This is a genomic window from Shinella sedimenti (genome assembly GCF_022601905.1).
Classification (GTDB): Bacteria; Pseudomonadota; Alphaproteobacteria; order Rhizobiales; family Rhizobiaceae; genus Shinella; species Shinella sedimenti.
Genome location: NZ_JAKVIN010000004.1, coordinates 204,284 through 216,949 on the forward strand (window position 1 = coordinate 204,284; position 12,666 = coordinate 216,949).

Consider the following 12,666-nt stretch of genomic DNA (forward strand, 5'->3'; position numbering starts at 1 on the left):
CGGCTTTTTCGAGCCCGTCATACGCCGTTGCGGCTTCAACAGGAAGTCACGATGGAGTGAGATTTTTGGGAAGCAATTCCAGAAAATGTGCAGCGGTTCTGCGTCCTGAACTGCGAAAAGACACGAAAGCGGCTGCCACAACGGAAAATGCCGGGGCTTTTGCCCCGGCATCATCCTTTTCAATCCGAAATCGCTCAGGCGGCGAGATCGCGAAGAACGGTCTGCAGGATGCCGCCGTTGTTCATGTACATGACCTCGTCGACCGTATCGATGCGGCAAAGCAGCGGTACGTCCTTCACCGTGCCGTCGGAGTAGGTGATCTTGGCGATCTTCTTCTCGCGCGGCTTGATGTCGCCTTCCAGGCCCTCGATCGTGACGATCTCGTCGCCCTTGAGATCGAGCGATGCCCAGCTCGTGCCGTCCTCGAAGACGAAGGGCACGACGCCCATGCCGACGAGGTTGGAGCGGTGGATACGCTCGAAGGACTGCGCGATCACGGCCTTGACGCCGAGCAGGTTCGTGCCCTTGGCCGCCCAGTCTCGCGACGAGCCGTTGCCGTATTCGACGCCGGCAAAGATGACGAGCGGAACGCCCTCGGCCTTGTACTTCATGGCCGCATCATAGATCGAAAGCTCTTCCTTCGTCGGATAGTGGATGGTGTAGCCACCTTCCTTGCCGTTCGGGCCGAGCATGTGGTTGCGGATGCGGATGTTGGCGAAGGTGCCGCGCATCATGACTTCATGGTTGCCGCGTCGCGTGCCGTACTGGTTGAAGTCCGCGACGGCGACGCCGTTGTCCGTGAGATACGCACCGGCAGGCGAGGCCGCCTTGATCGAACCGGCCGGCGAGATGTGGTCGGTCGTGATCTTGTCGCCGAAGAGACCCAGGACGCGCGCGCCCTTGATGTTCTTCAGGCCCGAGCCGGTCTTGCCCATGCCCACGAAATAGGGCGGGTTCTGCACATAGGTCGACTGGTCGTCCCATGCATAGGTCTGTCCATCGGGCACCTGAACGGCCTGCCAGTTGGCGTCGCCCTTGAAGACGTCGGCATACTTCGTGGCATAGAGCGCGCGGGTGACGTATTTCAGGATGAATTCCTGAATCTCTTGCGAGGTCGGCCAGATATCCTTGAGGTAGACGGGGTTGCCGTCACGGTCTTCACCGAGCGGCTCCGTCGTCAGGTCCTTCTGGACCGTGCCGGCAAGCGCGTAGGCCACGACGAGCGGCGGCGAGGCGAGGTAGTTCGCCTGCACATCCGGCGAGATGCGGCCTTCGAAGTTGCGGTTGCCCGACAGGACGCCGGCGGCGATCAGGCCCTTGTCGTTGATCGTCTTGGAGATCGGCGCCGGCAGCGGGCCGGAGTTGCCGATGCAGGTCGTGCAGCCGAAGCCGACGAGGTTGAAGCCGAGCGTGTCGAGATCGGCCTGGAGGCCGGACTTGGCGAGGTATTCGCCGACCACCTGCGATCCGGGTGCCAGCGACGTCTTCACCCACGGCTTGGTCTTCAGGCCCTTGGCGACGGCGTTGCGGGCGAGCAGGCCGGCTGCGATGAGGACCGACGGGTTGGACGTGTTGGTGCACGACGTGATGGCCGCGATGGCGACGTCGCCATGGCCGAGATCGTAGTCGGTGCCTTCGACCGCATAGCGGGTGGAAAGCTGGCCGGGCTTCTTGTAGTCGCTTTCAAGCGACGTGGCGAAGCCCGATGCGATGTTTTCGAGCGGGATGCGGCCTTCCGGACGCTTCGGGCCGGCCATGGCCGGAACGACGTCGCCGAGGTCGAGCTCGAGCGTGTCGGTGAAGACGAGGTCGGCGCCGTCGCCGTCACGCCACATGCCCTGGGCCTTCGAATAGGCTTCGACCAGCGCGATGCGCTGTTCTTCGCGGCCGGACATGGTGAGGTAGTTGACGGTTTCGCTGTCGACCGGGAAGAAGCCGCAGGTCGCGCCGTATTCCGGGCCCATATTGCCGATTGTCGCGCGGTCGGCCAGCGTCATGTTGTCGAGGCCGGGGCCGAAGAATTCGACGAACTTGGAGACCACGCCCTTCTTGCGCAGCATCTGCACGACCATCAGCACGAGGTCGGTCGCGGTGACGCCCTCCTTGAGCTTGCCGGTCAGCTTGAAACCGATGACCTCGGGCAGCAGCATGGAGACCGGCTGGCCGAGCATGGCCGCTTCGGCTTCGATACCGCCCACGCCCCAGCCCAGAACGCCGAGACCGTTGATCATGGTCGTGTGGCTGTCGGTGCCGACGCAGGTATCCGGGTAGGCGACGATCTCGCCGTCTTCTTCCTTGGTCCAGACCGTCTGGCCCAGATATTCCAGATTGACCTGATGACAGATGCCCGTGCCCGGAGGAACGACGCGGAAGTTCTTGAAGGCCTGCTGACCCCACTTGAGGAAGCGGTAACGCTCGCCGTTGCGCTCATATTCGAGCTCGACGTTGCGGGCGAAGGCGGTCGGCGTGCCGAATTCGTCAACGATGACGGAGTGGTCGATGACGAGATCGACGGGAACGAGCGGGTTGATCTTCTCCGGGTCGCCGCCCAGCGAAACCATCGCGTCGCGCATCGCCGCCAGGTCGACGACGGCGGGAACGCCGGTGAAGTCCTGCATCAGAACGCGCGCGGGGCGATAGGCGATCTCGTTTTCGACCGTGCCCTTGTTCTTGAGCCATTCGACGACGGAGAGGATCTGCTCCTTGGTAACCGAGCGGCCGTCCTCGAAGCGCAGCAGGTTCTCCAGCAGCACCTTCATGGAGTAAGGCAGCTTGGAGATGCCGGCGAGGCCGTTCGCTTCAGCCTTCGGGAGGCTGTAATATACATAGTCGGTGCCGTTGACCGTAAGGACCGAACGACAATTGAAACTGTCTAGGGATTTGGACATTGATACCCCGTCTCGTCTGGCGCCAGAAATCTGACGTACGAACGCCCGTGCGCGTGTGACGCGCGAATGGGATGCGGGTGCGGTCATTTCCGCTGTCCGTACGCGGAAATCATTCCCGTGTTCGGCGCTTGGATGATATTCACGCCGACCGCTGGCGTGTTGCGGGCGTTATAGATAATTTCTAAGGAACGATCCAGAGCGCCGAACGGTAAAACGGCACAATTTTTTTGCATTGCGACCGAGGTCGTAAAGGGAAAGTGAAGCACCATGCGGCTCGTCGCCGAAGGATTGAGCGCCAGGCGCGGCGAAGACCTGATTTTCCGGGATATTTCCTTCGAAATCGCCGGCGGCGAGGCGCTCGTCGTCAAGGGTGCGAACGGCTCCGGCAAGTCCACGCTGTTGCGCGTGCTGGCCGGACTGCTGGCTGCGGAGGCCGGCACGGTGCGTCTTCTTGCTGCAACGCAACCGGTGGAGCGTCTCGGTGAGGCCGCCCACTATCTCGGCCACCGCAATGCCATGAAGCGGGAACTGACCGTCGAGGAGAACCTGACCTTCTGGAAAGCCTTCTTCGGTGATTTCGCCGGCGGCGCGGGTGTCTGTGTCGACGAGGCGGTCGATAGAGTCGGGCTCGGCGGCATCGCCCATCTGCCCTTCGGCTATCTCTCCGCCGGCCAGCAGCGCCGCATGGCCATGGCCAAGCTTTTGGTCGCCTGGCGCCCGGTCTGGATCCTCGACGAGCCGACGGCCGCGCTGGACGTGGCAGCCGAAAGCATGTTTGCCGGGCTGGTGACGGCCCATCTGTCCCGCGGCGGCATCGCGATCGCCGCAACGCACCAGCCGCTGGGGCTGGAAGGTTTGAGGGAGTTGCGAATGACCGGGTTTACGGGCGTGGCGGAGACGGTGTGGTGATGGGCGAGCTTGTGGCCACCCCCCTCTGCCCTGCCGGGCATCTCCCCCACAGGGGGGGAGATTGGCTGGTGGCGCTGACGCCGCCTCATCTCCATCGTTTGCGTTTGGCGAGACTTGGCAGCGATTGGATCTCCCCCCTTGTGGGGGAGATGCCCGGCAGGGCAGGGGGGGGTAGCACCCACCCGCCTTGCCCGGAGACCACGGCATGATTGCCCTCCTCGCCCGCGACCTGAAACTCTCCATGCGTGCCGGCGGCGGTGCCTTGATCGGCGTGCTGTTCTTCATGACGGTCGTTGCCGTCATTCCCTTCGGCGTGGGGCCGGACCTCAATCTTCTCGCCCGCATCGGCCCCGCCATTCTGTGGATCGGTGCGCTGCTCGCCTCGCTGCTCGGGCTCGACCGTCTGTTCCAGGCGGAGCGCGAGGATGGTTCGCTCGACCTTCTGCTCATGCAGGAGACGCCGCTGGTTCTCACCGTCTTCGTCAAATGCCTGGCGCACTGGCTCGCGACCGGCCTGCCGCTGGTCATCGCCTCGCCATTGCTTGGCCTCTTCATGAATATGGACGAGGTGGCGATCGGTGCCACGACGCTGACGCTTCTGGTCGGCACGCCGGCGATCACCTTCATCGGCGCGGCCGGGGCCGGCATCGCCGTTGCCTTGCCGCGCGGCGGGTTGCTCGTCTCCATCCTGGTGCTGCCGCTCGCCATTCCCGTGCTGATCTTCGGCGTCTCCGCCGTCTATGCGGCGATCCAGGATCCCGCGCCCTTCCTGCCGCCCTTCCTCATCCTCGTGGCGCTCAACCTGTTCTTCGCGGTGATCGGCCCCGTGGCGGCGGCGGCCGCACTTCGCCTGTCCAGCGATTGACAGGCTGAATTGACAGGAATGTGATTGCGGCAGATCAATTGAAGAGACGGGGCTGACGCGTTAAAGAACCATCATGAGCGAACCGAGCCTTGCCATCCGAAAATTCAGCGACCTTGCCAACCCGACGCGGTTCCTGGCGCTGGTCGCCATCGTCTGGCCGTGGCTTGCCGCGCTGACGGTCTGTCTGTTCGCCGTCGGGCTCTACCTCTCCTTCGCATCGGTGGATGATTATCAGCAGGGCCAGACGGTGCGCATCATGTATGTGCATGTGCCGGCGGCCTGGCTTTCGATGATGTGCTACACGGTCATGGCGCTGTCGGCGCTCGGCACGCTCGTCTGGCGCCATCCGCTGGCCGATGTCTCGGCCAAGGCCGCAGCCCCGCTCGGCGCCGGCTTCACCCTCGTCGCCCTCATCACCGGCTCGCTGTGGGGCAAGCCGATGTGGGGCACCTGGTGGGTGTGGGATGCGCGGCTCACTTCCGTCTTCGTGCTGTTCCTGATGTATCTCGGCCTCATCGCGCTCAACCGTGCCATGGACGATCCGACGCGCGCCGCCAAGGCCAGCGCCATCCTCATCCTGGTCGGCTTCGTCAATATCCCGATCATCAAGTTCTCGGTCGAATGGTGGAACACGCTCCACCAGCCGGCCAGCGTGATGCGCATGGATGGGCCGACCATCGACCCGGCCTTCCTGTGGCCGCTGCTGATCATGGCCGTCGCCTTCACCATGCTGTTCTTCACGCTGCATATCCTTGCCATGCGCAACGAGATCCTGCGCCGCCGCATCGCCGTGCTGCGCCGCCATGCCGCCCGTTCCGCCGGAGAGGCTGCATGAGCCACGCCTTCTACGTCACGGCGTCCTATATCGCCGCCTTCGCCGTCGTCTTCGGCCTCGCGCTGTGGGTCTGGCTCGACCATCGCGCGCGCCACCGCGAGCTTGCGCGTCTCGAAGCCGCCGGCATCCGCCGCCGCTCCGCGCGGCAGGAGAACGCGGGATGAGCGAGACCGATGGCAATGCGGGAGCCGGCGGCAAGCGCATGCGCGTCATCCTGGCCGCCCTGCCGCTCGCGATCTTCGTCGGCCTCGCGCTGATCTTCTGGACGCAGCTCACCTCCGGCCGCAGCACGTCCGAAATCCCCTCGGCGCTCATCGGCACCAAGGCGCCCTACCGTGATCTGGAGCCGCTGGCCGGCGCCATCAGGAACGGCGCGCCGGTGCCGGCGCTTACCACCGAAACGGGCAAGGGCAAGCTGACGCTGGTGAATTTCTGGGCCTCCTGGTGCGTGCCCTGCCGGCAGGAGCACCCGATCATTCTCGCCTTGTCGCAGGACCCGCGGCTCAACGTCGTCGGCGTCAACTACAAGGACCGTGCGGAGGGTGCGCTCGGCTTCCTCGGCGAGCTCGGCAATCCGTTCTCGGCCATCGGTCTCGATCCCGTCGGCAAGATGGCGATCGACTGGGGCGTCTACGGCATTCCGGAAAGCTATCTCGTCGGCCCCGACGGCACGATCCTTTACAAGCGGGTCGGTCCGTTCGACGACAGGAGCCTGAAGGAAGGCCTGTTCCCGGCCATCGAGAAGGCTTTGGGCACGCCCGCGCAGGCCGGCTGACGGCCGGTTGTCACCTCAAAATATTAGGCAATGGCCGAGGGTGAAGGCCTCAGTCGTCCTCGCCGTGGCCAACGATCATCATGGCCTCGAAGGCCATGCGCTCGACCTTGCGCATGCGCTCGGATTCCGATTTCAGCTGGCCGCAGGCGGCGAGGATGTCGCGGCCGCGCGGCGTGCGGATCGGCGAGGCATAGCCGGCCTGGTTGATGAAATCGGCGAAACGCTCGATCTGCTCCCAGTCCGAACACTGGTAGTTCGTGCCCGGCCAGGGGTTGAAGGGAATGAGGTTGATCTTCGCCGGAATGCCCTTCAGCAGCTGGATGAGCAGCTTGGCGTCCTCTAGACTGTCGTTCACGTCCTTCAGCATCACATATTCGAAGGTAATGCGGCGGGCGTTCGACAGGCTCGGATAGGCGCGGCAGGCGTCCAGCAGTTCCTTCAGCGGATACTTCTTGTTGATCGGCACCAGCATGTCGCGCAGTTCGTCGCGCACCGCATGCAGCGAGATCGCCAGCATGACGCCGATCTCGGAGCCGGTGCGGTAGATTTCCGGCACGATGCCAGACGTCGACAGCGTGACGCGGCGCTTGGAAAGCGACAGGCCGTCGCCATCGGTCGCGATCAGCAGGGCCGTCTTGACGCTCTCGAAATTATAGAGCGGCTCGCCCATGCCCATCATGACGACGTTGGAAACCTTGCGGCCTTCGGCGGGCGCAATCATGCCCGCCGGCGTATCGCGATCCGGGAAATCGCCGAGCCGGTCGCGGGCCAGCAGGAGCTGCGAGAGAATTTCCTCCGCCGTCAGGTTGCGCACCAGCTTCTGCGTGCCGGTGTGACAGAAGGAGCAGGTGAGCGTGCAGCCGACCTGGCTGGAAATGCACAGCGTCCCGCGGCCTTCCTCGGGAATGTAGACGGTCTCGATTTCGACGGGGCGGCCGGCGCCGCGCGCGGGAAAGCGCAGCAGCCATTTGCGGGTTCCGTCGCTGGAAATCTGCTCGTCGACGATCTCGGGGCGCGCGATGGTGAAATGCGTCTTGAGCATTTCGCGCATGTCCTTGGAGACATTGGTCATGTCGTCGAAATCGGAGACGCCGCGCACATAGAGCCAGTGCCAGAGCTGGCTGACGCGCATCTTCACCTGGCGCTCGTTGACGCCCTTTTCGACCAGCGCGCGGCCCATGTCTTCGCGAGAAAGACCGATCAGGCTCGGCTTTTCGGCGGCCGGGATATTGCGGACGACGGGTGCCTTCACCGGCTCGGCCGTATTGAGAAAATCCATGCTTGCCATCGGGTCATTCCCCAGGAACAGGCTGCCCCGGCGCAGGCTGTTGCGCCACAAGCGGTCCATGCTCGACAGAAGTTACGACGGGCCAAACAGCGCATGCGAGTGCGGCTTGCGGCCCAGTTGCCGGGCCCTTTAGCACTGTTCCGGCTGAAAGTCACCAGTCTTGCCGGCACACACCTCGCGGAAGCAGGTCCGCAGCCAGCGATGTGCCGGATCGGCATCCATACGCGGATGCCAGAGCATGGAAATCGTGAAGCCGGGCAGGTCCACCGGTAGCGCGAAGCTTACCACGCCGTCGCGGAAGGCGGCCGTCGCACGGTCGGAAACCTGCGCGATGAGGTCGGAGCTGCGGGCAAGCGCCACGGCTTCGGAAAAGCTGGCGACCGTCACGGCGATGCGGCGCTTCAGCCCCATCCGCTCCAGCGCCTCGTCGACGGGCCCGCGCTCGCGGCGTCCGCGCGAGACAAGGATATGGTTGCCCCCGGCATAGCCCGCCGCATCCAAGGGGCCGGCGAGCAGCGGATGACCCGCGCGCACGATGCCGATGAAGCGGTCGCGAAACAGTGCCTGCGCGCGCACCTCCGGCCCGGTCGCGTCGCCGATCACGCCGGTTTCGAGATCCACTGTGCCGTCGCGCAGCGGCGTGCTTTCCTTGTCGGGCTTTGCCACGAAGCGCAGCGAAACGTTTGGCGCTTCGCTGGCGATGCGGGCAACGAGTGCAGGGCCGAACGTGTCGACGAAGCCCTCGCGATTGCGCAGCGTGAAGGTTCGTTCGAGGGTTTTGAGATCGAGGCTGCGCGCCGGGCGCAGCAGGGCCTCGGCGTCGTCGACCACCTGGCCCACCATGCCGCGTAGTTCCAGCGCCCGCGGTGTGGGCACGAGGCCGCGCCCGGCCCGCACGAGCAGCGGATCGCCCGTGACATCGCGCAGGCGCGCCAGTGCCCGGCTCATGGCGGAGGGGCTAAGCCTCAGGCGTTGGGCGGCGCGCGCGACATTGCCTTCGGCAAGCAGCACGTCAAGCGTGACGAGAAGGTTGAGGTCGGGTCTGGCCATGAAGGCAATCTAGCATGCTTGCGGAAACATGATATGGCGCCAAACGCACGAATGAAGTGCAAATGCTGCGTCTTCCGCCCTATATTCTGCCGGCCTATCTCTCGGTGGAAACCAGAGGATAAGGCCATGAACCACATGCATGTCATCGCAACGGATAGACCGCACCCGCTGGGCGCGCTGGCGGGCCTGTCGCTCGCCATTCTGCTCTCGTCGCTCGGCACCAGTATCGCCAATGTCGCCCTGCCGACGCTCGGCCATGTGTTTTCGGCGAGCTTCCAGCAGGTCCAGTGGGTCGTGTTGGCCTATCTGCTGGCCAGTACGGTGCTGATCGCCGGCATCGGCCGTCTCGGCGATCTCCTCGGCCGGCGTCTCCTGCTGCTGTGCGGGCTTGCGCTGTTTTCCGCCGCCTCGCTGTTGGCCGCTGCCGCACCGTCTCTGACGGTGCTGATTGTCGCCCGTGCATTCCAGGGCGCGGGGGCCGCCGCCATGATGGCGCTTGCCATGGCCTTTGTCAGCGAAACCGTGCCGCAGGAGCGTATCGGCAGTGTCATGGGTCTCTTCGGCACAACCTCCGCCGTCGGCACGGCGCTTGGTCCGTCGCTGGGCGGTCTGCTCATTGCCACCTTCGGCTGGCCGTCGATCTTCCTCGTCGCGGTCCCTTTCGGCATCCTGGCTTTCGCCCTTGTGTGGCGCTTCCTGCCAGCCGGGCAGGGGGTGAAAGGTTCAGGTCGCTTCGATCTTGCCGGGGCCACGCTGCTTGCCGCAGCACTCGGCGCCTATGCGCTGGCCATGACGGTGGGCGCGGGCGGAATCGACGCCTGGAACACTGGCCTGCTGGCCGCGGCGGCGGTGGCAGCGGCGCTCTTCGTCATCCGGCAGCGCAGGGCGGCCTTTCCGCTCATCCGCCCTGCGGCGTTTCGCCGCCCGGGCTTTGCCGCCAGCCTCGTTGCCAGCATGCAGGTGGCGACGGTCATCATGGTGACGCTGGTCGTCGGGCCCTTCTACCTGTCGCGCACGCTCGGCCTCGGTCCTGCCCATGTCGGCTTCGTTCTGGCGACGGGTCCATTGGTTTCCGTGCTGACCGGGGTGTTGGCGGGGCGCATGGTCGATCGCTTCGGCGCCGTCAGGATGACGCTGGCTGGACTTGCCACCATGGCGGCCGGCGCCGGCGCACTGCCCGTGCTTTCCAGCCTGTTCGGCCTTTCCGGCTATATCGCCGCCATCGTCGTGCTGACGCCCGGCTACCAGCTTTTCCAGGCGGCAAACAATGCAGCCGTCATGTCCGGCGTGCCGTCGGACGAGCGCGGTGTCACGTCGGCGCTCCTGAACCTGTCGCGCAATCTGGGCCTGATCACCGGGGCCTCCCTGATGGGTGCGATCTTCACGCTGGCGGTCGGAACCAGAGACGTGGCCAATGCCGGCGGCGCGGCCGTCGCGACCGGCCTTCACATCACCTTCGCCGTGGCGGCCGCCCTTCTGCTTGGCGCGCTTATGCTGATGGCCGTCCGTTTCAGGACGAACAGGTCAGGCACTGCCTGAAACGACAAAGGCCGGCGTGATGCCGGCCTTTGCTTGGATTGGGGGTCCGTGCCTCAGCGGCAGGTTTCGATCTGCTTCAGCGCCGCCGAGATGCCCGAGAGCGAATAGGCATAGTTGGTGCCGGTGCCGCGGCGCGAGGTCGCCTGAACCTTCATGTCGCGGCCGCCGCGCATCGCGGCAACAAGCGCCGGCTCTTCGGCGGCGTTTTCGACCCAGGCCGAATTGCCCTTGACGAACATCACGAAGTTGCGGCCATCGATGTTGACGTTGACCTTCGAGCCTTCCTTCAGCGGATAGCCCATCATGGCCTGCGGCTCGTAGGAGATGTTCTGGCCCGGGCGCTGCGAGACGAGGAAGAAGATGTCGCCGTGGTCGACGCCGGCCGGGTTCTTTTCCTTGGGAACGGAGAGGACGTAGCATACCTTGCCGCCATTGGCCTGGTAGGAATAGGCACCCCAGGCATTGAACTGCTGAATGCGCGTCGGCGACTGGGCCGAGGCAACGCCGGCGGTCGTGAGAACGAGGGCGAGTGCGGTTGCGAGCTTTCTTACAAACATGTTTTCCTGCCGGTTGTCTTGCCAGTGGTTGCGGCCGAAGGCGATGCCTGTCCTGCCGGTGTCGGCCATGCATGATGACGATTTGATTTATTTTGACTTAATTCAGGTTACCAAACCGTCAACATGCACGCATTTTACGAAGGCCATCCGCGCCGCACCGGGACGTGATTGCGTCGAACCGCGCCGCTGCCTTCTGGAAGAAAGGCGGGCGTCCCCAGTCCCCATTTGGTGAGATAGAACCCGTCGAACCCCTTAAAGGCACAAGGAATAGGGCAAGATTTTGACCCGGATCGTGTCAGCCCTGTGACCGGCGGCCTATCGCGTCGGTTGCAGGTCCGGCTCGTCCGCAAGCGCCTTGTCTGCGGCGACATAGTGGTCGTCGCGCACATGGCCGCGAACCGCGGCGAATGCCGCCGTCAGCACGGCAATGTCGTCGGTGAAACCCACCATCGCCAGGAAGTCCGGGATGATGTCCACGGGCATCACGAAATAGGCGAGAGCGCCGAGCAGCGTGCCCCGTACACGCCGCGGCGTGCGGGGGTCGAGCGCGCAATAGTAGGACGCGATAAGGTCGCGCGAGAACGGGATTTGCCGTACGGCACGCTTGAGAACCGGCCAGAACCGCTTCTGCACGCGCTCGCGCTGACGCTCCTGTTCGGTTTCGTCTCCCGGCAGAAGTATCTCGCCGATCTTCACATCATCCATGCACGGCCTCCTTCAGGTGGCGATGCCGGTATCGTCCGGCGTTCATCATATGGGAATGCAGTCACGTCGCTTCAACTCTTCGTGCGCAGGGCCGCTGCACCGTCCATCGCCGCTGCCAGCTTGAAGTCGAGCGCGGTCAGGCCGCCCGCATCATGGTTGGTCAGCCGCACGTCCACGCGGTTATAAACGTTGAACCATTCGGGGTGATGGTTGAATTTCTCCGCGGCGAGCGCGCCCTCGGTCATGAAGCCGAAGGCCTCGCGGAAGGACTTGAACCGGAAGGTCTTTTCGATGGCGATGCCGTCGTCTGAACGGGCCCAGCCCTCCACGCCACCGAGCGCCTCGGTGATGGCGGCTTCGTCGAGTTTTTCCTGTTTCATGGGCCCTCGCTTTCTCTCGCCATGGAGAACGGCGCCGGAAGGCGCCGTGTTCCGTTACATATGGTGTCGGCGTCAGACGAAGAACTGACCGCCATTGGCCGAGATGGTCGAGCCGGTGATGAAGCCGGCATCGTCGGAGGCGAGGAAGACCACCACGCGTGCGATCTCCTCGGGTTCTCCAAGACGCCCGACGGGGATAAGCGGGATGATCCGCTCGTTCAGCACCTTTTCCGGGATGGCGCGCACCATCTCCGTGCCGATATAGCCGGGGCAGATGGCGTTGACGGTGATGCCCTTTGCAGCCCCTTCCTGCGCCAGCGCCTTGGTGAAGCCGAGATCGCCGGCCTTGGCGGCCGAATAGTTCGCCTGGCCCATCTGGCCCTTCTGGCCATTGATCGAGGAGATGTTGATGACGCGGCCGAAATTGCGGTCGCGCATGCCCGACCAGATCGGATGAGTCATGTTGAAGAGGCCGGTCAGGTTGGTGCCGACCACCGCACCCCATTGCTCAGGCGTCATCTTGTGGAACATGGCATCGCGCGTGATGCCCGCATTGTTGACGAGAACGTCGACCGGGCCGAGGTCCGCCTCTACCCTGCCGATGCCCTCGACGCAGGCCTCGTAGCTCGAGACGTCCCACTTGTAGACCGCAATTCCGGTCTCGGCCTTGAAAGCTTCGGCAGCCTCGTCATTGCCGGCATAGTTGGCGGCCACCCTGTATCCGGCTGCCTTCAGCGCCACCGAAATGGCCGCGCCGATGCCCCGCGATCCGCCCGTTACCAGTGCTACCCTGCTCATTTGGCTCACTCCCCTTGTGTTTTTTTCAGTGAGACCCGACGCCCCGCTGGCGGCGGGTCATTACAAAGCAGCGTGCA

The 12,666-nt window shown here is 64.4% G+C and carries 13 protein-coding genes; 6 read left to right on the forward strand and 7 right to left on the reverse strand.

What is annotated here, in order from left to right:
• Positions 1–194: 194 nt before the first annotated feature.
• Positions 195–2,888, reverse strand: a complete 2,694-nt coding sequence (acnA, locus tag MKI86_RS11135) for an aconitate hydratase AcnA (protein ID WP_241600967.1) — start codon at positions 2,886–2,888, stop codon at positions 195–197.
• 267 nt (positions 2,889–3,155) lie between these two features.
• Between acnA and ccmA the strand changes: the two genes are divergently transcribed.
• The 5 genes from ccmA to MKI86_RS11160 all read left to right on the forward strand — a co-directional run bounded on the left by ccmA (position 3,156) and on the right by MKI86_RS11160 (position 6,272).
• Positions 3,156–3,797, forward strand: a complete 642-nt coding sequence (ccmA, locus tag MKI86_RS11140; protein ID WP_241600968.1) for a heme ABC exporter ATP-binding protein CcmA — start codon at positions 3,156–3,158, stop codon at positions 3,795–3,797.
• Between the two features lie 205 nt (positions 3,798–4,002).
• The gene (gene ccmB / locus MKI86_RS11145; RefSeq protein WP_241600969.1) at positions 4,003–4,662 is read left to right on the forward strand and encodes a heme exporter protein CcmB; all 660 of its coding nucleotides are present in this window, start codon (positions 4,003–4,005) and stop codon (positions 4,660–4,662) included.
• 73 nt (positions 4,663–4,735) lie between these two features.
• Positions 4,736–5,497: a heme ABC transporter permease gene (locus MKI86_RS11150; protein ID WP_134648294.1), complete on the forward strand. Its 762-nt coding sequence runs from the start codon at positions 4,736–4,738 to the stop codon at positions 5,495–5,497.
• Complete coding sequence (gene ccmD / locus MKI86_RS11155; protein ID WP_241600970.1) at positions 5,494–5,661, forward strand: heme exporter protein CcmD; 168 nt, start codon at positions 5,494–5,496, stop codon at positions 5,659–5,661. Before MKI86_RS11150 ends, ccmD begins: the two co-directional genes overlap by 4 nt.
• The gene (locus tag MKI86_RS11160; protein WP_241600971.1) at positions 5,658–6,272 is read left to right on the forward strand and encodes a DsbE family thiol:disulfide interchange protein; all 615 of its coding nucleotides are present in this window, start codon (positions 5,658–5,660) and stop codon (positions 6,270–6,272) included. The genes ccmD and MKI86_RS11160 overlap by 4 nt, the downstream gene beginning before the upstream one ends.
• 49 nt (positions 6,273–6,321) lie before the next feature.
• On the opposite strand, the gene rlmN is transcribed toward MKI86_RS11160, so the two are convergent.
• Complete coding sequence (gene rlmN / locus MKI86_RS11165) at positions 6,322–7,551, reverse strand: dual-specificity RNA methyltransferase RlmN (RefSeq protein WP_370879957.1); 1,230 nt, start codon at positions 7,549–7,551, stop codon at positions 6,322–6,324.
• 138 nt (positions 7,552–7,689) lie between these two features.
• The gene (locus tag MKI86_RS11170) at positions 7,690–8,610 is read right to left on the reverse strand and encodes a LysR family transcriptional regulator (protein WP_241600973.1); all 921 of its coding nucleotides are present in this window, start codon (positions 8,608–8,610) and stop codon (positions 7,690–7,692) included.
• A 126-nt stretch (positions 8,611–8,736) separates the two neighbouring features.
• Here MKI86_RS11170 and MKI86_RS11175 point away from each other — a divergent pair, with 126 nt between their 5' ends.
• Positions 8,737–10,149, forward strand: a complete 1,413-nt coding sequence (locus MKI86_RS11175; RefSeq protein WP_241600974.1) for an MFS transporter — start codon at positions 8,737–8,739, stop codon at positions 10,147–10,149.
• A 53-nt stretch (positions 10,150–10,202) separates the two neighbouring features.
• Here the strand turns inward: MKI86_RS11175 and MKI86_RS11180 are convergent, their stop codons facing one another.
• The 4 genes from MKI86_RS11180 to MKI86_RS11195 form a co-directional block, all read right to left on the reverse strand.
• The gene (locus MKI86_RS11180; RefSeq protein ID WP_241601205.1) at positions 10,203–10,706 is read right to left on the reverse strand and encodes an invasion associated locus B family protein; all 504 of its coding nucleotides are present in this window, start codon (positions 10,704–10,706) and stop codon (positions 10,203–10,205) included.
• Between the two features lie 315 nt (positions 10,707–11,021).
• Positions 11,022–11,411 (reverse strand): YkvA family protein, encoded by a 390-nt coding sequence (locus MKI86_RS11185; RefSeq protein ID WP_241600975.1) that lies wholly within the window; start codon positions 11,409–11,411, stop codon positions 11,022–11,024.
• Between the two features lie 71 nt (positions 11,412–11,482).
• Positions 11,483–11,791, reverse strand: coding sequence for a 4a-hydroxytetrahydrobiopterin dehydratase (locus MKI86_RS11190; protein ID WP_241600976.1), 309 nt, complete (start codon positions 11,789–11,791; stop codon positions 11,483–11,485).
• Positions 11,792–11,863: 72 nt separating this feature from the next.
• A complete protein-coding gene (locus tag MKI86_RS11195; protein ID WP_241600977.1) occupies positions 11,864–12,589 on the reverse strand; it encodes a beta-ketoacyl-ACP reductase in 726 nt (241 codons plus the stop codon).
• Positions 12,590–12,666 lie beyond the last annotated feature (77 nt).